This is a genomic window from Gemmata sp. SH-PL17, assembly GCF_001610855.1.
Classification (GTDB): Bacteria; Planctomycetota; Planctomycetia; order Gemmatales; family Gemmataceae; genus Gemmata; species Gemmata massiliana.
Genome location: NZ_CP011271.1, coordinates 1595333 through 1619063, shown reverse-complemented (window position 1 = coordinate 1619063; position 23731 = coordinate 1595333). Strand labels below are relative to the sequence as shown.

22 protein-coding genes are annotated in these 23731 nt (G+C 62.2%); 15 read left to right on the top strand and 7 right to left on the bottom strand.

Going from position 1 to position 23731, the window contains the following annotated elements; genetic code table 11:
• Nucleotides 1-653: 653 nt before the first annotated feature.
• The 5 genes from VT84_RS06705 (at nucleotide 654) to VT84_RS06685 (ending at nucleotide 5961) form a co-directional block, all read left to right on the top strand.
• Nucleotides 654-1568, top strand: coding sequence for a hypothetical protein (locus VT84_RS06705; protein ID WP_082838976.1), 915 nt, complete (start codon nucleotides 654-656; stop codon nucleotides 1566-1568).
• A gap of 21 nt (nucleotides 1569-1589) precedes the next feature.
• Complete coding sequence (locus tag VT84_RS06700; protein ID WP_157469268.1) at nucleotides 1590-2063, top strand: hypothetical protein; 474 nt, start codon at nucleotides 1590-1592, stop codon at nucleotides 2061-2063.
• 9 nt (nucleotides 2064-2072) lie between these two features.
• Entirely contained in the window at nucleotides 2073-4139 is a 2067-nt protein-coding gene (locus VT84_RS06695; protein WP_157469266.1) for a hypothetical protein, read from the top strand.
• 476 nt (nucleotides 4140-4615) lie between these two features.
• Nucleotides 4616-5143: a hypothetical protein gene (locus VT84_RS06690; RefSeq protein WP_082838973.1), complete on the top strand. Its 528-nt coding sequence runs from the start codon at nucleotides 4616-4618 to the stop codon at nucleotides 5141-5143.
• Between the two features lie 128 nt (nucleotides 5144-5271).
• Nucleotides 5272-5961 carry a hypothetical protein gene (locus tag VT84_RS06685; RefSeq protein WP_204249721.1) on the top strand — a complete coding sequence of 230 codons (690 nt, stop codon included), beginning with the start codon at nucleotides 5272-5274 and terminating at the stop codon, nucleotides 5959-5961.
• A gap of 84 nt (nucleotides 5962-6045) precedes the next feature.
• Here the strand turns inward: VT84_RS06685 and VT84_RS06680 are convergent, their stop codons facing one another.
• A complete protein-coding gene (locus VT84_RS06680) occupies nucleotides 6046-6417 on the bottom strand; it encodes a hypothetical protein (RefSeq protein ID WP_082838971.1) in 372 nt (123 codons plus the stop codon).
• A gap of 188 nt (nucleotides 6418-6605) precedes the next feature.
• Here VT84_RS06680 and VT84_RS38200 point away from each other — a divergent pair, with 188 nt between their 5' ends.
• Nucleotides 6606-6806, top strand: a complete 201-nt coding sequence (locus VT84_RS38200) for a hypothetical protein (RefSeq protein ID WP_157469262.1) — start codon at nucleotides 6606-6608, stop codon at nucleotides 6804-6806.
• Nucleotides 6807-6927: 121 nt separating this feature from the next.
• Here the strand turns inward: VT84_RS38200 and VT84_RS38195 are convergent, their stop codons facing one another.
• The gene (locus VT84_RS38195) at nucleotides 6928-7095 is read right to left on the bottom strand and encodes a hypothetical protein (RefSeq protein WP_157469260.1); all 168 of its coding nucleotides are present in this window, start codon (nucleotides 7093-7095) and stop codon (nucleotides 6928-6930) included.
• Between the two features lie 106 nt (nucleotides 7096-7201).
• Between VT84_RS38195 and VT84_RS40570 the strand changes: the two genes are divergently transcribed.
• From VT84_RS40570 to VT84_RS06665, 3 genes are all read left to right on the top strand, one after another.
• Nucleotides 7202-7819, top strand: a complete 618-nt coding sequence (locus tag VT84_RS40570) for a hypothetical protein (RefSeq protein WP_239465718.1) — start codon at nucleotides 7202-7204, stop codon at nucleotides 7817-7819.
• Nucleotides 7820-8001: 182 nt separating this feature from the next.
• A complete protein-coding gene (locus VT84_RS06670; protein ID WP_157469258.1) occupies nucleotides 8002-8742 on the top strand; it encodes a hypothetical protein in 741 nt (246 codons plus the stop codon).
• Between the two features lie 555 nt (nucleotides 8743-9297).
• Complete coding sequence (locus tag VT84_RS06665; protein ID WP_082838969.1) at nucleotides 9298-9549, top strand: hypothetical protein; 252 nt, start codon at nucleotides 9298-9300, stop codon at nucleotides 9547-9549.
• A 307-nt stretch (nucleotides 9550-9856) separates the two neighbouring features.
• Here the strand turns inward: VT84_RS06665 and VT84_RS06660 are convergent, their stop codons facing one another.
• A complete protein-coding gene (locus VT84_RS06660; protein ID WP_082838968.1) occupies nucleotides 9857-10156 on the bottom strand; it encodes a hypothetical protein in 300 nt (99 codons plus the stop codon).
• A gap of 13 nt (nucleotides 10157-10169) precedes the next feature.
• Between VT84_RS06660 and VT84_RS40000 the strand changes: the two genes are divergently transcribed.
• On the top strand, nucleotides 10170-10346 hold the full coding sequence (locus VT84_RS40000) for a hypothetical protein (RefSeq protein ID WP_204249720.1): 177 nt from the start codon (nucleotides 10170-10172) through the stop codon (nucleotides 10344-10346).
• 45 nt (nucleotides 10347-10391) lie between these two features.
• A complete protein-coding gene (locus VT84_RS06655; RefSeq protein WP_082838967.1) occupies nucleotides 10392-11066 on the top strand; it encodes a hypothetical protein in 675 nt (224 codons plus the stop codon).
• A gap of 343 nt (nucleotides 11067-11409) precedes the next feature.
• On the opposite strand, the gene VT84_RS06650 is transcribed toward VT84_RS06655, so the two are convergent.
• Nucleotides 11410-12546: an IS630 family transposase gene (locus VT84_RS06650; RefSeq protein ID WP_082838966.1), complete on the bottom strand. Its 1137-nt coding sequence runs from the start codon at nucleotides 12544-12546 to the stop codon at nucleotides 11410-11412.
• A gap of 729 nt (nucleotides 12547-13275) precedes the next feature.
• Between VT84_RS06650 and VT84_RS42135 the strand changes: the two genes are divergently transcribed.
• The 4 genes from VT84_RS42135 (at nucleotide 13276) to VT84_RS06630 (ending at nucleotide 18832) form a co-directional block, all read left to right on the top strand.
• Complete coding sequence (locus VT84_RS42135) at nucleotides 13276-13467, top strand: hypothetical protein (protein ID WP_082838965.1); 192 nt, start codon at nucleotides 13276-13278, stop codon at nucleotides 13465-13467.
• Nucleotides 13468-14239: 772 nt separating this feature from the next.
• Nucleotides 14240-15757, top strand: coding sequence for a DUF4190 domain-containing protein (locus VT84_RS06640; RefSeq protein WP_052560759.1), 1518 nt, complete (start codon nucleotides 14240-14242; stop codon nucleotides 15755-15757).
• Nucleotides 15758-15816: 59 nt separating this feature from the next.
• On the top strand, nucleotides 15817-17100 hold the full coding sequence (gene ribA / locus VT84_RS06635; protein ID WP_082838964.1) for a GTP cyclohydrolase II: 1284 nt from the start codon (nucleotides 15817-15819) through the stop codon (nucleotides 17098-17100).
• 259 nt (nucleotides 17101-17359) lie between these two features.
• Nucleotides 17360-18832, top strand: coding sequence for an RNA polymerase sigma factor (locus VT84_RS06630; RefSeq protein WP_082838963.1), 1473 nt, complete (start codon nucleotides 17360-17362; stop codon nucleotides 18830-18832).
• 107 nt (nucleotides 18833-18939) lie between these two features.
• Here the strand turns inward: VT84_RS06630 and VT84_RS06625 are convergent, their stop codons facing one another.
• The 3 genes from VT84_RS06625 to ppdK form a co-directional block, all read right to left on the bottom strand.
• Nucleotides 18940-19908, bottom strand: a complete 969-nt coding sequence (locus VT84_RS06625) for a hypothetical protein (protein WP_239465716.1) — start codon at nucleotides 19906-19908, stop codon at nucleotides 18940-18942.
• 5 nt (nucleotides 19909-19913) lie between these two features.
• Nucleotides 19914-20735, bottom strand: a complete 822-nt coding sequence (locus VT84_RS06620; protein ID WP_052560755.1) for a fatty acid desaturase family protein — start codon at nucleotides 20733-20735, stop codon at nucleotides 19914-19916.
• A 209-nt stretch (nucleotides 20736-20944) separates the two neighbouring features.
• Nucleotides 20945-23626 carry a pyruvate, phosphate dikinase gene (gene ppdK, locus VT84_RS06615; RefSeq protein WP_052560754.1) on the bottom strand — a complete coding sequence of 894 codons (2682 nt, stop codon included), beginning with the start codon at nucleotides 23624-23626 and terminating at the stop codon, nucleotides 20945-20947.
• Between the last annotated feature and the right edge of the window lie 105 nt (nucleotides 23627-23731).

Below are 23731 nucleotides of genomic sequence, written 5' to 3'. Positions count from 1 at the left end.
ACCGCGAGCCCGCTGCCGTAGAAACAGTGGCACGCCGTCGTTGATTCTGTGCGGGAGGAAGTCACGAGTTGCCCTTACAAACAAAGAGGTTGCCCCGGCGCCGTACTGTGTCATGTGCGAGCGGGAGCGGGGTATGACGAAACCTCATGTAAACGCGGCGCAGCTTGCCACAGGCGCGGTACGCCAGGGTCAACGCGCATTTAAAATGCCGAAAATCCTAGCACTTTGCGATTTTTGATGCCCCAAAACACGCCGTTTTCAGCGGTGCTTGTCACTGAAAATCCTGGAAATTCAAGCAAAAAGGATAACGGGCCTTCCCTCAAACTGACCCGTAAGCTGAGAAAGACGAGTATGGCTCAACTCGACGCCATGCTACCCGCGGTCCTCGACCGGGCTTTCCGCGGCGAACTCTGATCAGGGTCGGATCAAACCTGCCCAGACTTCCGAGCACTCAACCCACCGATCAGCAAAATACGAAATGGGGCTCAATTTTCTCGCGTGCCGTGTCGACATTGCAAGGAGGTAGTGTATCGATCCTGATCTGGCTGCTAGGCAAGACCGAAACGTAACTTCGACTGGTCGAAAGACCGTTTGTTTGGCTGTTCTTGCCGAGGCAAATCGGTACTACTGACGTCCGGGGTGGAGCAAGGCCCATGACGGTCCAAGTCACGCGGCTTTCCGGCGACGAGTGGCAGGAGTGGGCGACCCAACTCCTCACGCAACGCTACGGACCTACCGAATACCAGAAAGTTCCGGACAATCAGAAAGGGGATGCTGGGATCGAAGGGTTCAGCCGCTGCGGTCACGCTTACCAATGCTACGGCTGCCAGGAGCCCATCGGCTCGAAGGCTCGTTACGAAGCTCAACGCGACAAGCTGACGGAGGACATCGGGAAGTTCATCAACAACAAGGCCAAACTGACACCCATCTTCGGCACGCTGAGAGTTACTCGCTGGGTTCTCTTCGTCCCGTTCTTCGACAGCAAGGATCTGGTCTCCCACGCTGCAAAGAAGACGACTGAGGTGGTCGGGGAGAATCTCGCTTACGTTGAGCAAGGGTTCCAGGTCGTCATCTGCGACGAAGATCAGTTCCGGGCCGAACGCGACATCCTGCTTCACGCCCGAGACGAATCTCTAAAGTTGAGTTGCACCGACGCTACTCCGAACCAGATTCAGAATTGGTCGGATGGTAACGACGAGATGGTCCGTAAACTGGATGACAAGCTCCGACGACTGAATACTCTCAAAACGCCTGACGCCCGCAACGTTTTCCGAGAGAACATTCTCCGCTGGTACCTAGAGGGGCAGGAACTCCTCGCGTACCTCCGGAACTACCCACAAACTCACGAGAAGGTCATCGCGGCGAAGGCTCACCGGGAGAAGGGACTCACAGTGGCGTCCCTGACACACGAGGGAACGGCAGCCGAACTTCTAAATTGTACCCTCCGAGAACTGAAGGACGACCTCCGCTCCACGGCGAAAGAGTTATCGGCGGCATCGGCCGAATCACTCACACGGGAGGCCGTGAGCGATTGGCTCCTTCGTTGTCCCCTGGATTTTCCGAGGTGACCGGTCATGGACAGCTTGGCAATGATCGCCGACAACTTCGAGATCCCCGAACTCGCCGCTCCCTTCATTTTCCAGCAGCGCCCGATCGACCTTCCCGGCGACCTTCGACCTGTTTGGCGCGTCGGGCTCATCGTACTCTTGCTGAAAACTTGCTGCCGCCAAAGCAGGGCTCGGTTCCGACAACTGCACGTCCTGAACTGGGGGGTAAGGAACCAGGAAAACCGCAAAGCTTTGGAGGAGGCGGTGAATGGGCAGGCGCCCCTCGATACCGTCCTCGTCCGCATCGAGCCGTCACTGAACCGAGCCGTTGATCTCGCCCTTGGTGAAGGGCTGCTCCACCGGAACGCGGGCGACCAGATCGAACTCACGAAGAAGGGACACGAACTCGCAGTAGCCATCGAGAAAGATCCCAACCTCTATCGCCCCGAACGTGTCTTCATGGGTCGCCTCAGAAAGCGGGTGACGGAAACACTCGTCGATGGCTTCTTCGGGTGAGGTGCGGTGATGCGACTTCGACAGCTCAAACTCCGCCTCCAGACCTCTGGCGGTCCCTACGGGACGACGATCGATTTCCCCGACGGCCTGGTCGTTGTCTGGGCCGACAACTCGATGGGGAAGTCGACCTGCGTGAAGTCCATCCTGGTCGCACTTGGCCTGGAGGCGATGCTGACCACCAACCAGTCCGAACTGCCACTCACCCCCGCGGTCCTGACGCGACTTCAAGGAGAGGGGGACCGAGAGGTCACGGTGACGGAGTCAGAGGTCTACCTCGAGATCGAGAACGGGAAAGGCGAACGGATCGTTGCCCAGCGAACCCTGAAAGGCTCTCGGGACAAACACCTCATTACTGTCCATTCCGGACCCGCCCTCACCTCACCGACCGGGACGTACCCAGCGACGGACTACTTCGTGAACCGCCCTGGTGGGGCGTCTCGAGAGCGTGGCTTCCACCACTTCTTGGCGGGCTTCCTCGGCTGGAACCTCCCGCAGGTGCCCAACTACGACGGTACTGAGATTCCCCTCTACCTGCAGTACCTATTCCCTTACTTCATCGTGGAACAGACCCGCGGCTGGTCTACGATTCAGCCTCCGGTCCCAACCCACCTGAGGGTGCGTGAACCGGGCAAGCGGGCCGTCGAGTTCCTCCTGAACCTCGACGCACGCAAGATCGCTCTCCGCCGTCAAGAACTCCACTTCGAGCGTACCGTTCTAGAAACAGAATGGTCGGGACTGCGGCGTCAGATTCAGGAACTTGCTTCTCGTGACTCGGCCGAAGTTCAGAACCTTCCCGGCCGCCCCACCGCGGTTTGGCCGCCAGAGGTGCCCCCGAGCCTTATGGTTTCCGAAGGGGAGAGGTGGGTTCCGCTGACCGAGAGGACCGTCGCACGTCAGGGCAAACTCACGCAACTCGTCTCCGAAGAGATCCCCAAGGTGCAAGAAATCGCATCGTCTGCGGCACAAGACCTTGCTGATGCCGAGCGAACGCTCAGAACGCGAGAGGCCTTCCTGTCTCGACTGCTCGAAGCCAGTGCAATGGAGCAGGCGGAACTGGAATCGCTGCGGCGGCGAATCCGGGCGATCGAGGAAGACCTACAGAGAAATCAGGACGTCGAAACGCTCCGGTCCCTGGGTTCCACACACCTTCCCTCAGTCACGGACGGAAGTTGCCCCGTTTGCCATCAGCCAATCAGGGATATTTTGGTTCCACTTCCCGAAGACCAGGCGGTCATGTCAGTAAAGGAGAACATCGAGTTTCTCAAAGATCAGAGGAAAACGTTCCAGCTCGTTTTGAGTAACGCGGAGCGGGTCACCGAGACGCGACAACATCAACTCGAAGCACGCCAGTTGGAGGCGAACGATCTCCGCGAACGAATCCGGGCTCTGCGGCAGACACTCGTCATGGATGGCCGGATGCCATCGGTTGCGGCAATCCGCGAGCGGTTTCAATTGGAGATGGCGATCCGGCGAGACAACGAACTGGTCGAATCGTTCACCAAGCGTCTGGATGAGTTCGAGCAACTCGCCTCTCGGTGGCAAAAGAACCAGGCCGAGCTTTCGGCCCTACCGGTGGGTGACACGACGGCAGAGGACCGGAGTAAAATCGATGCGTGGTCGAAGGTGTTCAGGGAACAGTTGACGCAGTACGGCTTCAAGAGCATTCCCGTTGCTCAGACTTCGGTGTCTCCGGACAACTATCGCCCGGAGTACGACGGGTCGGACCTTGATCTGCAGACCAGTATCTCGGCCAGTGACCTGATTCGCACCATCTGGTCCTACCTGCACGGGATGCTAGAGGTTGCCCGATTTTCCGAGACGAACCACCCTGGGTTCCTACTGTTTGATGAGCCGAGGCAGCAGAGCACCCGGGACATCAGTTTCTCCGAGCTTCTCAAGAGGGCGTCCACCGCCGGTCGGTTCAACCAGCAGGTAGTGTTCTTCACCAGCGAGAAGATGCCGGTGTTGAAGGGCCACCTCAGCGAACTCCCGCATCGCTTCATTGAATTCGATGGGCGCGTGATTCGGAAGGTCGTGAAGCTTCGGAGCGCTCCAGATCCGAGCCGTTCACACTGACGGAGTCGCCTGAAAAGCCCATTCTTGTGCTGAGGGCAAATCCGCCTCTTTTCGCGTCGGTTTCAAATGTAGCGACAGCGTTAGCCCCAATGCTTCCCCGTCGCGTTGGCATCGCGCGGGGGTGTGAAACACTTCTGCAGTCGCCACGTGTGCAACCCTCTTGCGAAACCGCTTCTTCCCGCTGTCTCATTCCCCGGAGATCGGCACTATAACCGCGATCGATCGTGCCGGGGCCGGTTGAGAACTGGTGGCCGCTTACCACGCCCCCGGCGAGATCGGGATAATCCGCTTCGTGTTCAAGCGGCCAAAAACGGCGAACCGCTCAATACGTGTTTGAGCATCGAGCCGCTACCCCGATCCACAACCATCCCCGCGCTCCTTTGTGACGTTCTAACCGAAGTTGAGCGGTTCCGCGTCCGGCCGCATACGGCGGGCGATGTAGCGGAGCCGGCAATCAGTAATTGCGGGGACTCCACATGCCAATGGTTGATTTGGATGCGGACTTGGTGCCGGGAATCTCCGCCGCCGGTTGGCGGATCGGGGCTCAACTTGCGGAGTGCGGCGAGTTGCTGCGTGGCGCCACACAGGTCGAATACCGGCCGGTTTTTCACTTGGTGGATGCGATCAATCAAAACACCGGAGTATTGGTTGTTCGGGACGCATTGCCGTTGGGGTCCGGGAATACCGCCATTTTCTTCGGCGCGGACGTGGTTCGCTTCGACTTCAACGCGGCCGGTGACTTGTTCTGCATCTGGGCGTTCGAGTGGTATCGCGGCCGGGCGTTCGGTCGGGTCGGGATCGGCTGCCCGCTTCAGCAGGTACTATCGCAGTTCCCGCTGTTCTTCGATAGCGGCGACGAGATGTACTATCCCGATTGGGAGTCAGCCCCCGGCGCCCCAATGGGCATCGCGTTCGTGGCGCACGAGGACGAGCAGCCCGGCAGGATGCCGGTGCTCGGCATCAGCATCCACAATTGGGATATCATGCGGGGCGCGAGTGCATGAAGGGCGCAGTAAACTGGCGGAAACGGGCCACAGTGACGCGCGGCGTGCCTTAGCTATCCTGAATGTCTGTCGCTGCCCGGAACCACATGCGCGGGTACCGGGGCGTCGATTTCGAGCAAGGGGAGAGCATGTCGCGTCTGTTTTTTGTGGTTGCAATTGCTTTGTTCGGCGCCAGTTCAGCGCACGCGGGTTTCGTCACGGGCCTCTATAACACCGGCATCGACACCAACGGGAACCTCGCCAATGATCGCACCTCGGACCCCCACTACACCCTGATCCGCAGTGCGGACGGCTCCATCAGTGTCCCTCAATCTGCGGTCGTGGCGGATACTACCAAATTCCCCTTCGTCACCGACGGCTGGCTGGCGAGCGGAACGCTCTCCAAGTGGATCGCCCCAATATCGAACCAGAGCGTCGGAAACTCCATCGGGGACTACGTCTACCGAACATCGTTTCAGATCGTGGGTGGTGACCCCACCGGTATCCGCATCACCGGGATTTGGACGGCCGACAACTACGGCAAGGACATCGTCATCAACGGCCACTCGACGGGGATCTCCTACCGCGCGCCGGGCGACTACACATTCAAGGCGTTCCAATCGTTCGTCTTGCCCAGCGACTACTTCGTGAACGGCACAAACACACTCGACTTCGTGGTTAACAACAGCGACAACGGCAACGGGAAAACTCCGACGGGTCTCCGCGTGGAGTTGGTGGCGACGACCATTGCCCCCGAACCTTCGAGTTGGGTGCTGGCAGTGTGCGGACTGGCCGCGCTGGGTCTCTACCGCCGCCCGCGTTTTTTAGTTGGTGGGTAGATGCCCGCGGCCCCCGCTCAGTGCTTGCGAGGGCGGGTTTCAGGGGTATAAGTTGAGGCGCAGGAGCAATCCCGCCGAGCTTCCCTACCGCTCCTCGAACCGGATGTCGGCCCACGCTTCGACCCGGACGCCGTTGATGGTCACGGCCTCGTGGTGGACGACCCGTAGCATCCCGCGCACCGTGTGCGTCTTCCCCTCTCGCGTCTTCCTCGTCCGGTCCCCGATCAGCGACACAGTGCGCTCTTGGTCGTCACCGTCGCGCATCACGGGGCCGCAGATCGTGCGCAACTGGCCGTTGACGGGCCACGTGTACGCGGGCGCGTCCCCGACCGTGAACCGGATCGTCACGTTGTGGTCCGCGAAGCGCGCGGCTTGGTCGGGTGTGAGGGTATCGAACTTGATGACGGGCGTGGTCGGCTGGGCGCCGAGAAGGGCGCAAAAGATGAGCGTGTTCATGGGATTAATTGGAACAGACCAGCGTGCGGGACGCAACAATTTCGGTCGGAATCATGTGGGGGACAGACGTGGTTGCGTCCACATCGGCGCGGGCGTGCCTTCAACAGAGGCGCCGATGTCCACCAACGGTCACCGAACGCAACTATGTTGCTGAGCCGGTTTCATCCCTCCACCGCCCGAGTGCCGTGATGCCGCGTCCGCCCAAGCCCCCAGTAAACCCATCCCCGTGTCCACAGTGCTTCAGCGGACGCATCTGGTGGCCCGAGCCCAACTCCACATTCGGGTACGCGCCCGCGTGCGTGGAGTGCAATGCCGAGAGCCTTGATGACGTACCCGAGGACGGGTTCCCTTACGACGCCGCAACCGTTTTGGAAATGAAAAGCCTGTAGTGGCGGAGCGACCGAATCACACACTCCGGACGTGTGCCCTGGCGCCGTACCGGGAACGATTCCCCATTCCGCGTTAGATCGGCCTGAGCAATAGCACGCCCGAAAACGAAACACGTGGGTGTCATTGGACGGGCAGGTGCCCTTCGTCCCAGACTTGGCGCACATCTTCGTCGGACACTTCGGGTAAGCCACTGGCCCGGATTTCGGCCGCGATCTGCCCGGGAGTTACGTTCCCACCGAGCCGCGCTCGGATCTCCAGAACGAGCCGCGGGGGTCCGGTCCGAAGCAAGAACGGAAGCCGCCGCGGATGTACATTCTGACCGTCATTGATCGATTCGCAACTTGGCACCGGGCGCCGGATCGGTCATGCTGGGAGCGGTTCCAGGGAGCGACCGATGACCGAAGCGGAATGGCTCGTGTGCGAAGATCCAACGCGGTTATTGGCGTTCCTGAATGACGGCAACAACCGCGACCGCAGGTTACGGCTGTTCTCCTGTGGCTGCTACCGGCGACTGCCGGACTGTACGGAAGACGAATCGACCCGCTCGGCCATTGAAGCGGCGGAGCGGTTCGCAGACGCGCTGGCCGATTCGGAAGAACTCCGAGGGGCACGGACGGGCAAGGGAGGGCCGCATAACGCCCGCTTCTGGGTCACTCGCACCTCCGCATTTGCCGCGGCCGGCGGCGCCCTGTGGTCACTTCGAGACGCCGGCACCCAACCCTACGACCGGGTAGCACAGCACTTCCGCTTCCCCAAAGCTCTTGCGTTGCTCCGCGACATCTTCGGCTACCCATTCCGTCCCGTCACCTTCTCTCCTTCGTGGAGCACCTCCACCGCGGTCGCGCTCGCATCCCAGATGTACGAGTCGCGCGACTTCGGCGCGATGCTGATCCTGGCCGACGCGCTCCAGGACGCCGGGTGCGACAGCGCCGACGTGCTTGATCACTGCCGCGGTCCGGGGCCGCACGTGCGCGGGTGCTGGGTAGTGGACCTCGTGCAGGGGAAGGAGTAGGCTCGCGGGGCGAATCCGTACAAGTTGTACGGGATGGGTCGGGGTTCGGGGGTGGTTTTCTCGTCTTCTTCCTCTCAGGGCAGTGCTGTTCGCGTGTCAGGGCGTTAAGGTCGGCTGACTTCCTCGCGTGGTCGGTTCTGGGTACACTCTCCGCAGTGCTCACACCGCTCGGAGATTCCCCTATGATCCGACACGATTCGGACCCGGCATTTGTTCGTCATTGCATCTTGGAGTGCCTTGAGCGCACGCTGCGGAACCCCCGTATTGAAGGCTTCTTTCTTGGCTTGAAGGCAGGCCGGATGGATGCTCTGTCCGCCACAACCGAACCCGACAACGACGATGTGACAATCACCCATACAGTTTACCCGCTCCGCTTCTGGGTGCCGATGGAAAGGTTTAAGTCGAGTGAAGAAGAGCGGTTCTCTGAACTGATCAACTACGCTTTTCAGAAGATGCACGAAGACAGCAACGTAAAGGCGCGCGTGTGGTTCAAAGTGATACCGACACTCGTCCCTGCCACGGAAAGCGGACTGAACAACGCTTCGTTCAAAGTCGAGTCCACTATTGCTCACGACGAACTACGGTTTCGATCCCGTTCGGAAATCGCAATCTACGATGTCTTTAAGAGCCGAGACGTTCTGTTTTTCCCCAACGCAGCCGCCATCTTGGGAAGGCACTCACCGGAAGCGTTCGAGAAACGAGAGCCGGATTTCCTCGTCTGTCACAAAGGGAAGTGGGGCATCTTGGAAGTGTCGGGGGAACCGTGGCACTCGGGAGCGATTTCAACCGCGAAGGATCACGACCGCTCGCGCCTGTTCCAGCATTACGGGCTTGTGTGCGTTCAGCACTTCGACGCGAACCGGTGCCGTCATTCCCCGGCGGATGTGGTAGATGAGTTCCTCTTACTACTCGCGAAATCGTAACGGAAGCTAAACGAGACGGGCCAGGGAGATGAGCCCCGGCTCGCTCCGTTCCCGTGGTGTCTACTTCCCGACCTGGGACGCGGAACGCTCACGGCAACGCCGCCCGGTCCGACTCGGGCCGCGAGTGGGAACCGCGATCGGCGAGGTTGTTCCGGGCACACTCGCGGCCCGAGTCGGACCGGGCGAGAGCGGTGCTGGAACAGCGGTCCCCGCGCGAGATGTGGCGGAATGTGCTCGGCTGACGCAACATCAGCCTGTTGCAGAGCGACGAGCTAAACCGACCGCGGGAACGCGGGACAGCGTACTCGCGGCACAAGCGGACTGCGAGGCGCGGAACCGCTCAATAGCTGTCAGAACGAGATTGATTGCCGATTCCGAAGACTCGGATAGCGTGAAAAACGTTCCCAACCTCAAACACTAAACGCTGGGACTTCTTCGTTCGCGGCAATTGCAGTGTACAAAATGTCAAATTCCAGCATTGCGGTACTTGCAATCCACCGGGACAATGCCCTAAATGGCGGAATTTAAATCCCCAAACACAACCGGGCTTACCCAATGCGAATGATCCTGTTCGCCATTCAACCTCAGTTCACCTCAACGCAAGAGGCAGTAAAAGCGGTACTGGCGAACGTCTCGCAGTGGTTCGATGGGCTGCGCCGCGATCAGTTTACCCGGTTCCGGTATCACCTCTTCACGAAACCGGGATCGGGAATGCTCGTTGGCTTCCGTGGCAACGGTACGCGGTGCGAAGTTCACATCAACAACAACCGGTTGACGTACTTCACGGAACAGGGGACAGCGGCGTAAAGACCGAAACGCGAAGCCCCGGCAAGCCGCGCCAACGGGTTTGCTGGCGCTTTTTCTGCGCCTTCGCCTGACGACTGAGCGAGCTATTCGTCGGCGAACCTCTGAGCAAGGCGGGAGTCTCTTTTGGGGCTGACTTTACGACTTACGAGAGCGAATCATGAGCTTGGAACCGGGAATGTCGTTGTTCGTGGCACCGGAAAACGGTCGCCGCTACTTCCACGTTGAATACGCTCAGGTTTCTTACCCGATATTCCCCGGCCACGCTAATGCTTTCAAGACCGCTGCCGAAATGCTCATCGACCAGTATCTAGGCCAGACCTTTAACAACGACAGTCTCGTCTTTCCGGTCCTCACGCTTTATCGGCACAGCGTTGAGACCGTTCTGAAAGATTTGGTCAGGCTCGGTCTCGCGATGGGCGTTTACGACGATGACGACCTCGCGGTCATTCTCGGCAAAGACTACAAAGCTGGGGAGTTGAGCCGGGATGCCGTACTGACCAAGCACAGGCTCCCGCCGCTGTGGTGCTACGCTCTGAAACTCATCACCAGCGTTGAAGCGGGCGACAAAAGAGTGGCGGTTGCGGCTGAACTCATCGACCAGCTTCACGCGGTTGACGGAGATGGGCAAACTCAGATACGACCGGGACGCACGAACGCTACGCTGGAACCGAGAACGATTCAAGGACATGCCGCAAGTCATCGACGTTGCCAACCTGCGCCACGTCGCCAACGCGCTGTTCGATTACTTGGAAGGCTGGCACGGCTACATTACCGATCTTCACTCCTCTGCCGATTGACCCACGAAGAAGCTCCTCGAAACATTCCGGGGGGACAAAAACGAAATGGAAAACAGTTCCGACCCGATACTCGCCGCAATGATGCACCCGCAGTACCGCGCACTCATGGACCGCGTGTTTATGTCCATCACCAACGAGAGCTGGCCGGTAGAGCATTCGGCGAGGTTCTGGGGCTGGCGTCACACACCGCAAGCTTTCATTCCACCATTCGCCTTTTCGATGCGTTGGTTTGGTGAGAACACGTTGTCGCAAGAACAGGAAGATCGACTGCACGTCCTTCAAGCGTTCGGTCATGTGCGGACTCTAACTTTTGAACGCAACGAGGAACAGTTCCAACAGCAACACCTTGTTGTCTTCGACATGCCGCCGCAACCGAAACCCGTTGCGATGTTCCACGCAACACCAACCACGCACATCACGAGTATTCTGGCTTCGGGTCTACAGCCCGGTTGGGCGACGAAAGTGAACACCACCAACTTTCCAGAGACACACCGCTGGATTCACCTATTCGAGTCACGCGAACACGCGACCGAGCGCTTTTTGCTCCTTCCAAAAAACACAGGGCGTATACCATCTGGTGCTTATACGATCTTGCAGATCGACACCGCCGGACTTGATGAGTTGCTCTGTGATCCGTTCTCTGTTCACGGCTTTGTGACTCGGGCCGAAGTGATTCTACCGGAACACATCACCGTTCAGAACGAAGTCGTGGTCCCCTAGTCAATTGCATTAGGTGTTGGGTGACACAACAATCGTTCTGTTGCAAAGCAGCGAGCTAAATCGACCACGAGAACGGGATCAACGTAGCCGGGACCGAGGGGGCACAAGGCGCGGAATCACTCCACGGCCGCCGGAACACTGCTCCCGCAATTCCCGCAATTGCTCCCGTGCGGCCCGCAATTCCCCGTAGTTTTTCGCAACGAATAGCGGGACTTGCAAAGTGCCGATGAGATGTAATAATGCCTATGTTTCAAGGCTTTCGAGACGCGAAGCAGCTTCAACTTTTCGGCTTGTGGATCTGGAAGTCGCGGGTTCAAATCCCGTCAGTCACCCTAGTGCAGTGTCAGGTTTTGATTTTAGGGTAGAGCGATTTCAGTTTGGTCCGCGCGTCGTCGATGCGGAACTGCCAATCGACGCCGCGTTGTTTGTCGTTGGTGTATTCCGACCATGCGGCCGTCTCCGCTCTCAACTCCTCGATCGTCGCGAACCGACGGCCCTGCACGCACTGCCGGGTCATCGCGCTCAACTCGTTCTCCGCAATGTTTAACCAACTGCCGTGCTTGGGTGTGTGTCGGAACTCGAGCCGGCGCACCAGCGACCGCGCCGTTACTGGATCGAACGCTTCGTAGAACGCCCCGATCGTGTGCGTGTTCAGGTTGTCGCACACGAGGATCACCTTCTCGGCCCGCGCGTACCGGCCGCGCAACAGGTCCGCCATCTCCACCGCCCAATCGACCTTGGTCCGGTGCTCCCGTACCCGCACCTGGCGCCACCCGGCCAACGGCTCGCAGAACATAAAGAGGCTCGCCGTACCCGCCCGCTCGTACTCGTAATCGATCCGGCGCGGGTGATCCTTCGTGGCCGGAATCGGCCCCCGTGTCTCCCGGAGCAACTGGATCGGTTGCTCGTCCATGTTCAGCACCGGGTACCGGCAATCGTAGGGCGCCGCATAGGTGTCCAGCACCACCTCCATGTGGCCCACGAACTCGCCATTGGCCTTCGGAGGGATCACCCAGTACTCGATCTTCCGCCTCGTCAGTCCGCTTTTTTTGAGGGTCTGGCGGATCGTCTCGTGGCTGATCGCCTCCACGATCTCCAGTTCCACGACCTTCTCCGCCAACAGTCGCAGACTCCAGTTGGCGAATCCCTTGGGTGGAGACCCCAACCGTAGCGCGATCACCGGAGCTTCTTGCTCCCCGTCGAGAACATCCGCGCGCGGCGCGTGCGCGCGACACTTCCCGTTGAGGGTGACTTCAAATCCGCACGTCACGAGCCGCGCGCGGATGTTCTCGACGGTCTTGGTGCGGCACCCCACGGCCTCGGCGATCTTCACGTCGGTCCAAGCCGGGCCGTCGGCGTCGGCCTTCAGCAAGATCTGCGCGCGACGTACCTTCTGCGACGAGCCCTTGAGCTTCTTGACCACGTCCGCGAGCGCCGCTCGCTCGGCATCCGTGAGCCGCACGATATACTTCTTCGGCATGGCCGAACCTCCAGGGGTTCAACCATCTTCACGAAAACACAGGACCACCGATACCCTAATTCGTTAGCCTGACGCAGCACTAGACCGATTGTGACCGAAACCATTTAGCCGAAGCGTCTTACGCTTACACCGGAGTTCTCCGGCTGCGGATTCCTCGCTGTGAAGTGTGGAACGATTCCACACTTCACAGCGAGGAATCCGCAGCCGGTCGCCCGACGCAAACCCACCCCATCCTATCTCCTCCACAAACAATCCGGGCGCGAGAGCCGTCTGGACCGATTCCACCGGCACCCGGCAGCAAAAACTCCCGCCCGGACCGTTCGATTCACCCGAGTCCCGGTCCGCGCTCGCCCGACCGCTCCTCGAACGCGAGGAGCACGCGCGCACTAACCCCGACGGCGCGACCGTCAACGAAGTGCTCCTCGCGTTCATCACCTTGCCGAAACTCACTACCGCCGCGCCGACGACACTACCACCAACGAACTCGTCTCCCGACACGTCTGCGAACTCTACGGCGACCGCCCCGCCGCCGAGTTCGGCCCACTCGCGCTCAAGGCCCGGTCGCCGGGGTGACCTCCGACGGCCAGTACTCGGTCCGCAAGGCGGTGGCCAAGGCCCTTCCCAGTTCTCCCCACCCGTTGTGGCCGTTCCACGACCTGCGCGAAGCCGCCAGGCCCATCTGAGAGGCCGATCGGCACACCGAAGTAGGGCTTAAGAAGAGGGTACGGGGTGCGCCAGATCGAGGGGCGAGCGGACCCGGAGGCCGAGGTGGTGCGCGGGCACGGCTCGGCCGTGCGCGGCGCCGTAACCGACGGGCGCCCGCCCCTGGAGGCGCCGGGGCTGAATCTCCACGCCCGGCTGAGCGCAATCGCACTCAGCCGGAACCGCGCGAAGGGCACGGGGGCACGCCGCCGGAGCTGACGCGGTTGGAGGTGATCCTGCGCGACGGGTTGCGGTCGGCCCACAGCGCCGGGTCGAGCGGAGACGGTTCCGACGCGATCCCGATGGGTACCTGAAGGCCCTGGTAAACAAGCTCATCCAGTCACGTTTGCCGACCTAGAAAAAGGGACCCCGGCCGGTGTAGTCCGGCTTTCGCAAGACGGTGCCCGGTTCCCAATGGTCCCGACCCTCTGTCGCACGCGGGTCAAGGGCCACCGTCTCGTCGCCGGTATTTGGGACTGCGAAAACATGTTGCGTGTCTGTGCTTCTTCGATCCCGGATTCGATCCCTCATCGCCGACTGCTACAGGGCACCCGTAAACCAGGCGCTCATCGCCGGACCGTGAATGAGAGATGGCCTCGGGCGTGGTGTGCCCGCCCATCACCGCCCCCAGGGACAGGGTCAACAACCCCACAGCGGGTACCGGCCACCGTGACGGCTCCGCAGGTCCGGCAACTCGGCCAACCGCTCGACCAGACGGGCCGTACACGGCTCCCCGTTTCCGGAACCGTACACATACCCACACGCCGCAACATACCCAAGACCAATCCGTGCGCGCCCCAGGGGTTGGGCCACAAAATGATACAAAAGCGGACCACGAGTTCGAGATCAGGAGCCGGCCCGTAGGCCTTTTTGATTCCGGCCCCTTGATCCGCCGTCTTTCCCGACCGAACCGGAGGGCCGCCTGTCCCGTAGTACCGCTGGAGACTACAAAGGCAGAAGTCCTATTTTCCGGTCCGGGGTCCGTGCAGTCATGGCCGAACCGACTCAATCACCCGCGCTCCCGTCCACCGCGGACGCGACCCCCTACGTCCCCATTTCGTGGACCGCGGTCGCAGCGGCCGTGACCGCGGGCGTGTTCGCGATTACGCTCCTCATGCTGGGGATCTTTGCGTTCATCAGTAAGAAGCCCCTGCTCATGCAGGAGTTGCTGGTACTGCCCGTTATTGCGGTAGTATTGAGCTTCGCGGCCCGTCGCATCATTCGCAACTCTGAGGGCACGCGCACTGGCGAGGGGCTGGCGAACGCGGCGTGGTGGGCCTCCTTGGTGCTCGGACTGGGATACGTTGCGTACCTGTTCGCGATCGATTACTCGGTGCGCCGGGACGCCGCGAACAAGGTCGAAGAGTGGATCGGGCAGGTGCGCGACGATAAGGTCGGGGGAGCCTTCTACACGACGCTCTTGCCCCAGCAACGCCAGGGCGTTTCGCGGAGCGACACGAGCCTGATCGAGATGCGGTTCCGGGACGAATTTCTCACGTTCCGTAACTCCGATTTGGTGCGCCTTGCACAGCGCAACAAGGCCGAGGGCGAATTTAAGTTCACCTCGGTCGGGGTCGCGGACTGGTCGTACAAACCGGGCGCGATCGACTGCGCGTTCGCGGGAACGGTTACGTGCCCGGAGGGTACGTTCCCGGTCCTGGTGAAACTTAGAGGCGTCGAGGGGGTCACCGCGAGCGAGGGCGGAGGGGGCCGCCAGTGGGCCGTCGCGTTTCAGCCGGGGTCCGGGTTCATCCAACAAGACAAGGTCGAGCGCACGGCCTACGGGTGGATGCTGGTGCTGCTGGAGATCAACGGGGGTTCGTTCGGTAAGGGCTTCATCGAGTACATCAACTCCGGTCCGTTCACACAACCGTTCGCGTACCAGGGCTTCATCGCCGAGGGCGGCGTTCCGAGCGAAGCGGTGGCCGGTTCGCGGAACGGGACGGTCCTTCTCACGTCCTTCGTCCCGCTCGGTGTGGCCGCCGCCGGTCAGGGCGGGTACACCCGGCACATGGCGGACAGCGTCTTCAAGTTGCCCGGCGGGGGCGAGCCGAGTTCGGGGCAGAAGGAGAAGTTCCTCGCGTCGTGGAAAGAACAGGGCATATTTGAGGCCGGTCGGCGCCTGAAAGACCCGAACGGTGGCGTGCCCGACAAGGACGTTATCCTCAAAATCACGGATACCGCTGTTGAAGTTTTCTTGCCGATCGAAATCCCCATTCAAAACACCACCGGCAGGGCGGAAACCGCGCGCGGGAAGGTCGTGGTCGCGTGCAAAGACCCGGGGCTGCTCGCCGAACTCAAGGCGCGTAAAGCTTCGGCGGTCGGGGGAGAGAAACCGACCAGCAGCCCGCCCCAAGAACTGACCCAGTGGGTGAACCTCCAGTGGCGCGTGGTGCGGATCGAGTCGGACCTGAACCCCGTGAGCATGCACCAAACTGGTCAGGGCGGTCCCGGTGGCGGCGGCCCGCCGCCCGGTATGGGCGGCGGACCCGGGATGCACGGCGGGTAGCGCATTCGCTCCGGGTGGCCGTTACAATAGTGGTGACGCTATCTCGCCCGGAGACCGCTATGCCCCGAACCGCCGAAGGATTTTGCAGCATTGACGCGGCCCTCGACGACCTCCGTGCCGGCCGCATGATTGTGCTCGTAGACGACGAGCACCGCGAGAACGAGGGCGACCTCGTAATGGCCGCGGAAGCGGTAACGCCCGCGGCCATCAACTTCATGATCCGGTACGCCTGTGGGCGCCTCTGCGTTTCGTTCTCGCGCCCGCACGCGGAGCGACTGGGCCTCGAACTGCTCCCCGGCGTCAATCTCGACCCCACCGCCACGCCGTTCACGCACAACTTCGACGCCCGGTTCGGCGTCTCCACCGGCATCTCCGCTTTCGACCGCGCCCGTACCGTGCAAGTGTGCGCCGACCCCGCGTCCGGCCCGCAAGACCTCGTCCGCGACAAGGGACACTTGGACGGCCTCATCGCGCGTCCCGGTGGGGTGCTCGTGCGCGCCGGGCACACGGAGGGGAGCGTCGATTTGTGTCGGCTGGCGGGGCTGCGCGAGATCGCCGTGATTTGCGAGGTACTGAACGACGACGGCAGCATGGCGCGGCTACCGGACCTCCGCGAGTTCTGCAAAAAGCACGAACTGAAGATGTGTACGATCGCGGACCTGATCGAGCACCGGCGCCGCCGCGAGAAACTCATCAAGCGCGAGATCGCGCTAAAACTCCCTACCGAGTTCGGCACGTTCGACCTGTTCGCGTACACCTCAATGGTGGACCAGGAACCGCACCTCGCGCTGGCGCTCGGAGGCATCGGCCTACCGACCGCGGACGCGGCCGGCGCGTCGAACATCCCGGTCCAAGAGGAATCGGTTCTGGTGCGCATGCACAGCGAGTGCTTGACCGGCGACGTGCTGCACTCCACCAAGTGCGACTGCGGTCCGCAGTTGAAGTACGCGATGCAGCAGGTGGCGGAAGCCGGGCGCGGGGTGATCGTGTACATGCGACAGGAGGGCCGCGGGATTGGGCTGCTCAACAAACTGAAGGCGTACAAGCTCCAGCAGGAAGAGGGGCTGGACACGGTGGAGGCGAACAAGCGCCTCGGCTTCGCCCCGGACCTGCGGCACTTCGGCATCGGCGCGCAGATCCTGCACGACCTCGGGGTCCGCGACATCAAGCTCCTGACGAACAACCCGCGCAAGGTGATCGGGCTCGAGGGCTACGGTTTGCGGATCGTGGAGCGCGTGCCGATCCAGATGCAACCGGGCGACCACAACCGCGACTACTTGCAGACGAAGAAAGACAAGCTCGGGCACCTGCTCGACGAGTTCGAGACGGGCGGCGAGGATTGATTTGCGGAATCGTTGGTTTCTTTCGTAGTGTGAACCGCGTTCCACTCGCCGTAAAGTGAGTGGAACGTTCAAGTTTGAAGCGTGGGTGTGGGGTGGTTCAATAGAAGATGATCGTGAAGGCGTAGTGCAGCACTTCTGAAACTGGGCACGGGAATAGACGCTCGGAACGCTCGCATTTCTGTGGCTTCCTAATCTGCAAAATCGGAAAATCATCCCCAGCTTTTCAGACACCTGTCTTGTGAAAGGCCAGGGAGCGGCCATGAACCCGACTCGAATTCACACCGTCGCCAGTCGGCTCACCGCTCCGCGGTCACGGACCGACGCGCCCACCGACGCCGAACTGCTCGGCCGGTTTCTGGACGCACGCGACCAGAGTGCGTTCGCCGACCTCGTCGCGCGGCACGCGCCGGCGGTTCGGGCGGTGTGCCGATCGGTGCTCCGCGACCCGAACGACGCCGACGACGCGGCTCAGGCTACGTTCTTGGTGCTCGTTCGCCGGGCCGGGGCGGTTCGCGACCGCGCCGCGCTCGGCGGGTGGCTCAGTCGCGTCGCGTCGCGCACGGCGAATCGGCTTCGTGCCGACAACCTGCGCCGCAGCGACCGGACCGCCGGCGTCGATCCCGATTTCACGCCTGCGGCGCAAGTTGCTGGCGATTCTCCCGATTTGGCGGCCGTACTCGACGAGATCGGGAAGTTACCGGAACGGTATCGCGTCGCGGTGCTCACTTGCTACGCGACCGAGACGCCGACCGCCGAGGCCGCGCGGCAACTCGGGTGGCCGAAGGGCACGCTTTTGACGCGACTGGCCTGGGCGCGAAAGCGGCTCCGGGACCGGTTGGCCCGACGGGGCGTCACCCTTGCTGGTGGATTGGTTGTGGCTCTCGCGGACCGACTCGGGTCGGCCGGGGCCGCATCGTTTTCGGATCGAATCACGCGGGTCGCTACAGCGCTGGTTACCGACGCGCGGGTGGAAGACGGATTGGTATCGGAACGAGTTTTCCCTCTCACGAATGGAGTGGTGCGAGCGATGATCGGAACCAAACTCAAAGCGGCTATCGGGATCGGACTCCTTTTGGCCGTGCTACTCGGGCTGGGCCTCGGCCGCTCGACGGTCGCCGTTGCCGAAGCGAATCCGGGTGACGGCAAGAAACCGGTCACCGCTGATAAGGTGGAAAAGGCCGACAAAGGAGCGCCGGCGAAGGCGGACGAAGAGCAACAACCGAACGTTGTCGTGACCGGTCCGGGCAAGGAACTCGTGGTGCGCCGGCCGCTCGGCAGCTACACCCGCGAAGTTCAACCCTACGGCCGTGCGACGCTCACGTTCACCGAAGACCGACTGCACGTCCAGGCGACCGTGAGTATCGAGAAGTTCACCGTTACCGTCACCGCGGACGCCGACTACAGCATTAATCGCGAGAGCCTTGTATATGGGGTAATCACGGGAGCGGATGTTACCGGAACGGGCGAGGCCGCGGGAGCGTTCGCACCGTTGGCTGCGGTCGCGACCGATCTGCCTTTCGCGTTCCGGGTTCGGGTCGAGGACGACGCGATTACGATCAAAGACATCAAGGCCGGGCCGTTCGGCTCGCCGCTGTTCATGGAAGCACTGGCGAATGAGAAAACGGGCAAGGAGATGCTCTTGATAACGTCTATGGTGGGCGGGAAGTATAAGGCCGACCCGAACCCGGATCGGAACGCTGCTCCGCCGGTGGCACGTCCGCGGAAGAAATAAGGACATGCAGCCGAACCGAGTGCGAGCTACCCGCGTGTCGGGTGGCTCGCGTCACTTACGGCAGCAGTTCGTTCACGGGAATGGTGCCCCAGTCGCCGGACCGGTTCTCACCCAAGACGAAGCGGAGCGGCCTGCGTGAGCCACCCGCCGACCGCGAAGAACGCGGCACCACCGAGAGCGGGTGCGAGGTGCCACAAATCGTCGTAGCCGATCGCGGGGTGGACGAGGATCGCACTCCCGAACCCCGCGAGTCCGGCGAGGGCCAGCGCCTGCCGACCGGCGCGGTCCAACTCACCGCGCCACACCACGCCCGCGAGAAGAACACCCCCGCAACACACCGCGCCGCCGAACCCCGCGCGATCGTGCGCGATGAGAGGCACCAAGCGCGGGTTGATCGCGCGCAGTTCGGCCCGGCCCATTCCGATGAACGCCACGTCTTCTGGTACAAATACGGTCGTCATACCCACGGCCATGATCGTCAGCCCGCCGCCGACCATTCCCGCCGCCACAACGAGTAACAGCACTCGACCCACGCACACGCGGTCGCGCCACGACGTGAGCCATACGGGACGCTTGAACCAACGCGATTCGTGGGACCGCCACGCGATGTGCCGACGGGCCGCGGCCAGCCCCGCGAGGAACAGGGGAGCCAGTGTTACGGTTGCGGCCCCGTGCCAAGTATCGAGGTAGCCGTAACCGAGGTACGCGAGGAAGCTGGCGAACCCGATCGCGCCGCTCGCCGCGAGTACGTCCCACGTCCACCGCTCTCCGTGCCCCATTGGTCCGGCCGCGAGCCACAGGTACATTGTTCCGATCGCGACGAGGGCACCGCCGAACGCGACGCGATCGTGAACCATGAAGTGAACCACGCGGCACTCGTTTACCGCGCAAAGGTCGCCGGGCGTCATCCCGAGGAACGCGACGTCGTGCGGGAGGAACTCCCCGCGCGCCGCGACGAACACCGCGAACCCACCGGCCACCGCGAGGGCCAATCCCACAACGGCCAGCGCCGGTCGGCCGTCGCCGAGCAACAGCCCGAACAATCCGCGGTCGGAACTGGGAGGAGAGTACGACATGGGGCTTAAAGACCGAGTCGGATGACGGGAACGGCGCTGCGGTCGAGAACCGGGTCGAGCCGGCGGCCCAGTTCCGGCCACCGATGGTGCGGTACCGCCGGGTACAGGTGGTGCTCCAAGTGATACAGGTGATCGAGGGCGATGAGCCGGGCGAGCCGACCGCGGAACCGCCGCGTCTGTGAAAGTGGGCTGTCACCATTGGGCGTGTGCGGAACATACGCGGTCGCGAGCGGCACGATCCACGTTCCCAAATACACGGTCCCCACATACACGAGCGGAACAATCGACCAACCGCACACCGCTGCGCCAACGGCTGCAACCACGAGAATCGCGATCGCACAGCCCTCGAACATGAGGCGCGTGCGGTGCGCCGGGTATCGCCGAACGGCCCACACCCACAACCGAAGGAAGAACAGCGGACCGCTCGCGAGAGCCCCCCACAATCCGCCGTGAGCGGCCGCGGCTTCTGGGTCGTTGGGCGCGTCGGGGTAACGCGCGTGGTGGTTCAGGTGTGCCAGTCGGTACGCCCGGCCGCTACGGAACAGGAGGAGTTCGATGGTGGTGAGAAAGAATTCGTTCCACCACTTCGGGAGCCGGAGTGTGCGGTGGACGAGATCATGCGACACGGAGCCATAGGTCACGAAACTAAGTGCGACCACAGAGCCGACTGCAAATACCCAATGGCCCGCGACCGCGAACCCAAAATATGCGAAGGTGAACACGAACGGGGCCGAGAGCGAGAGCGCAACGCGCCACCAGGGTACCGCGAGCAGATCGCGGCCGAGTTCGTTGAGTGAAGGCAGTTTCAGGTCTTGTGGTGACGGCACTGTGCGCTCCCGCGGAAACTCTCCCTTTTTACCCGCGAACGCCGCCCACAATTAACACCAAGTTCGTGTCCGGCCTTCCGTACCCGCGCGCGTTTCAACAATCGCGTCGTTCGAGCTGTGGTCGCTGTGAAGAGAAAATGACGAAAGCCCGGCTTCAAGCCGGGCTTTCGCGTTACTGGTTTTCCGGACGAGTGCCCGGAACTCACCGGTTACTTGTCGCGGGCGGTGTCACCGAGGGCGGCTTGGGCCGCGGCCAGGCGCGCGATCGGCACACGGAACGGCGAGCAGCTCACGTAGTCCATCCCGACCTTGTGGCAGAACACCACGCTGTCCGGGTCGCCGCCGTGTTCGCCGCAGATGCCGACCTTCAGGTGCTGGCCGTGCTTCGCCTTGCGGCTCTCGCGGCCCAGCTTGATGCCCATGTCGATCAGCTTGCCCACGCCCTTCACGTCGATCGACTGGAACGGGTCCACCGGCAGGATCTTTTCCTTCAGGTAGGTCGGCATGAACCCCTTGATGTCGTCGCGGCTGAAGCCGAACGTCATCTGGGTGAGGTCGTTGGTGCCGAAGCTGAAGAACTCCGCTTCCGCCGCGATCTCGTCCGCGGTGAGCGCGGCGCGGGGCAGCTCGATCATCGTACCGATCTGGTACTCGACCTTGATGCCCGCCTTCGTCATGCACTCTTCGGCGGTCGCGATGGCCCGCTTCTTGAGCATCGTGAGTTCCTCGACCACGCCCACGAGGGGGATCATGATCTCGGGCAGCACGCTCTTGCCCTTCTTCTTCACTTCGATGGCGGCCTCGATGATGGCCCGCACCTGCATGTCACCGATTTCCGGGAACACGACCGGCAGCCGGCACCCGCGGAACCCCATCATCGGGTTCATTTCGTGCAGCTCGTCCACGCGCTCGCGGATCGCGCTGACCGGCACGCCCATCTGCCGGGCCACGTCCTCGGTGCCCTCGACGTTGTCCTTCTGCGGGAGGAACTCGTGGAGCGGCGGGTCGAGCAGCCGGATGGTGACCGGGTAGCCGTCCATCGCCTCGAAGATGCCGACGAAGTCCGCCTTCTGGAACGGTTCGATCTTCGCCAGCGCTTTCTTGCGGTCGTCCGTGCTGGTCGCGAGGATCATCTCGCGCACCGCGGCGATGCGGTCTTTACCGAAGAACATGTGCTCGGTGCGGCACAGGCCGATGCCTTCGGCGCCGAACTCGCGGGCCTTCGCCGCGTCCGCGGGGGCGTCGGCGTTGGTGCGGATCTTCAGCTTGCGGCCCTTGTCCGCCCACGTCATGAGAGTGGCGAAGTCGCCGGTCATGCTCGGGGCGACGGTCGGCACCTTGCCGATCATCACGTCGCCGGTGGTGCCGTTGATCGTGAGGAACTCACCGGCCTTCACGGTCTTCCCGGCGATCGTGATCGTCTGGGCCTCTTCGTTGATCTTCATCGCCTCGCAGCCGACGACGCACGGCTTGCCCCAACCGCGGGCGACCACGGCCGCGTGGCTCGCCTTACCGCCGGTGCTGGTCAGAATGCCCTTCGCCAAGTGCATGCCCGCGACGTCTTCCGGCGACGTCTCTTTGCGCACGAGCATGATCGAGTCGTTCGGGTTCTTCTCCGCGTGCGCGACCACGGCTTCGGCGGACAGCAGCACGATGCCGGAGGCGCCGCCGGGGCTGGCCGCGATCCCTTGAGCGACCACTTCGACCTTCGACTTCGGGTCGAGTTGCGGCTGGAGCAGGTGGTTGAGGCTGTCCGGCGCGACGCGCTTCACCGCGGTCGTTTCGTCGATCAGCCCTTCCTTCACCATTTCGACCGCGATGCGCACGGCCGCGGTCCCGGTGCGCTTGCCGGAGCGCGTCTGTAGCATGTACAGGACGCCTTCCTGGACCGTGAACTCGATGTCCTGCATCTCCTTGTAGTGCTTTTCCAGCGTGCTACGGATGCCGACGAGTTGCTCGTACACCTTCGGCATGTCTTCGTGCAGCTTGGCGATCGGCTCCGGGGTGCGGATACCGGCCACCACGTCTTCGCCCTGGGCGTTGATGAGGTAATCGCCGTAGAAGACGTTCTCGCCGGTGTTCGGGTCGCGGGTGAACGCCACGCCCGTGCCGGACGTGCCGCCCATGTTGCCGAACACCATCGCCTGCACGTTCACCGCGGTGCCCCTGAGCCCGGTGATGCGCTCGATGCGGCGGTACTCGATGGCCTTGTTACCGTTCCACGAGTTGAACACCGCGTTGACCGCGAGGAACAGTTGTTTCTTCGGGTCTTGCGGGAAGTCGTCCTTGACGTGGGCCTTGTACACGGCCTTGTAGCGCGTGACGAGTTCCTTGAGGTCGTCGGCGCTCAAGTCGGTGTCGAGCTTGGCCCCCTTCGCCTTCTTCATCTCGTGGATTTCGTGCTCGAACTTCTCGTGCTCGCAGCCCATCGCGGTGGACCCGAACATGTCGATGAGGCGGCGGTAACTGTCGTAGGCGAACCGCGGGTTGCCGGTCTTCTTCGCCAGCCCCTCGACGCTCGCGTCGGTCAGACCGAGATTGAGGATGGTGTTCATCATCCCGGGCATGGAGAGGGCCGCGCCCGAGCGCACGGAGACGAGTAGCGGGTCGGCGGGGTCGCCGAGCTTGCGCCCTCCGAACGCGGCTTCGACCTTCTTGAGCGCTTCCTCGATCGCGGGAACGGCCGCTTCGGGGATCTTCTTTCCCTGTTCGTAGTAGGCCGCGCAAACTTCGGTGGTGATGGTGAAGCCGGGCGGCACGGGGATCCCGATGCGGCACATCTCGGCGAGGTTGGCGCCCTTACCGCCGAGCAGCTCTTTCTGCCCCTTCGCGTCCAGGCCGGTGTCCTCGGCCGTCTTGCCGCCGAAGAAGTAAACGTGCTTCGCGCTCATTGTCGTCCGCTGTGAGGAGGGGTAGCGCCGCGGTGCGGCATCTGTTCACGAGATGATTTACGGACGAGAGAACCGTGCGGCAAAGGCGGCGGTTGGCCTCCCCTT

Bases quoted from the DNA above. Each gene is read 5' to 3' on its own strand.
- VT84_RS06705 (WP_082838976.1), top strand. From the start codon at position 654: ATGACGGTCCAAGTCACGCGGCTTTCCGGCGACGAGTGGCAGGAGTGG.
- VT84_RS06700 (WP_157469268.1), top strand. From the start codon at position 1,590: ATGATCGCCGACAACTTCGAGATCCCCGAACTCGCCGCTCCCTTCATT.
- VT84_RS06695 (WP_157469266.1), top strand. From the start codon at position 2,073: ATGCGACTTCGACAGCTCAAACTCCGCCTCCAGACCTCTGGCGGTCCC.
- VT84_RS06690 (WP_082838973.1), top strand. From the start codon at position 4,616: ATGCCAATGGTTGATTTGGATGCGGACTTGGTGCCGGGAATCTCCGCC.
- VT84_RS06685 (WP_204249721.1), top strand. From the start codon at position 5,272: ATGTCGCGTCTGTTTTTTGTGGTTGCAATTGCTTTGTTCGGCGCCAGT.
- VT84_RS06680 (WP_082838971.1), bottom strand. From the start codon at position 6,417: ATGAACACGCTCATCTTTTGCGCCCTTCTCGGCGCCCAGCCGACCACG.
- VT84_RS38200 (WP_157469262.1), top strand. From the start codon at position 6,606: ATGCCGCGTCCGCCCAAGCCCCCAGTAAACCCATCCCCGTGTCCACAG.
- VT84_RS40570 (WP_239465718.1), top strand. From the start codon at position 7,202: ATGACCGAAGCGGAATGGCTCGTGTGCGAAGATCCAACGCGGTTATTG.
- VT84_RS06670 (WP_157469258.1), top strand. From the start codon at position 8,002: ATGATCCGACACGATTCGGACCCGGCATTTGTTCGTCATTGCATCTTG.
- VT84_RS06665 (WP_082838969.1), top strand. From the start codon at position 9,298: ATGCGAATGATCCTGTTCGCCATTCAACCTCAGTTCACCTCAACGCAA.
- VT84_RS40000 (WP_204249720.1), top strand. From the start codon at position 10,170: ATGGGCAAACTCAGATACGACCGGGACGCACGAACGCTACGCTGGAAC.
- VT84_RS06655 (WP_082838967.1), top strand. From the start codon at position 10,392: ATGGAAAACAGTTCCGACCCGATACTCGCCGCAATGATGCACCCGCAG.
- VT84_RS06650 (WP_082838966.1), bottom strand. From the start codon at position 12,546: ATGCCGAAGAAGTATATCGTGCGGCTCACGGATGCCGAGCGAGCGGCG.
- VT84_RS06640 (WP_052560759.1), top strand. From the start codon at position 14,240: ATGGCCGAACCGACTCAATCACCCGCGCTCCCGTCCACCGCGGACGCG.
- ribA (WP_082838964.1), top strand. From the start codon at position 15,817: ATGCCCCGAACCGCCGAAGGATTTTGCAGCATTGACGCGGCCCTCGAC.
- VT84_RS06630 (WP_082838963.1), top strand. From the start codon at position 17,360: ATGAACCCGACTCGAATTCACACCGTCGCCAGTCGGCTCACCGCTCCG.
- VT84_RS06625 (WP_239465716.1), bottom strand. From the start codon at position 19,908: ATGTCGTACTCTCCTCCCAGTTCCGACCGCGGATTGTTCGGGCTGTTG.
- ppdK (WP_052560754.1), bottom strand. From the start codon at position 23,626: ATGAGCGCGAAGCACGTTTACTTCTTCGGCGGCAAGACGGCCGAGGAC.